The organism is Vibrio sp. 1978, from assembly GCF_033344345.1.
This window is the reverse complement of sequence record NZ_JAWPOP010001047.1, coordinates 1-513: the sequence shown is the minus strand read 5'-3', so window position 1 is coordinate 513 and position 513 is coordinate 1. Positions and strand designations below refer to the sequence as shown.

Annotated in this window: 1 protein-coding gene; it reads left to right on the top strand. The window is 47.8% G+C overall.

The genetic code is table 11. The features are described from left to right. Nucleotides 1-513 (top strand): chorismate-binding protein (locus tag R8N49_RS30580; RefSeq protein ID WP_318190882.1); only part of this gene is annotated, 513 nt, incomplete at both ends.

Sequence of the window (513 nt, the reverse complement as noted above, 5' to 3'; positions counted from 1 at the left end):
TTCCAAGTGGTTCCTTCTCGTAGATTCACATTGCCTTGCCCTTCTCCGTTGGCAGCTTACAAAGAGCTAAAGCAAAGCAACCCAAGCCCTTACATGTTCTACATGCAAGATGAGCTGTTCACTTTGTTTGGTGCGTCGCCAGAAAGTGCCTTGAAGTATGAAACCGACACCAACCAAATAGAGATCTACCCAATTGCAGGGACTCGCCGTCGCGGTACACGTCCAAATGGCGAAATCGATTTTGATTTAGATAGCCGTATTGAACTTGAACTGCGTAGCGACAAAAAAGAGAACGCTGAACATATGATGTTGGTAGACCTAGCTCGTAATGATGTAGCGCGCATCTCACAAGCTGGTACTCGTCATGTTGCCGATCTCCTTAAAGTTGACCGTTACAGCCATGTTATGCACTTGGTGTCCCGCGTGGTTGGCCAGTTGCGCGATGACCTTGATGCTTTGCACGCTTACCAAGCTTGTATGAACATGGGCACGTTAACTGGGGCGCCAAAAATT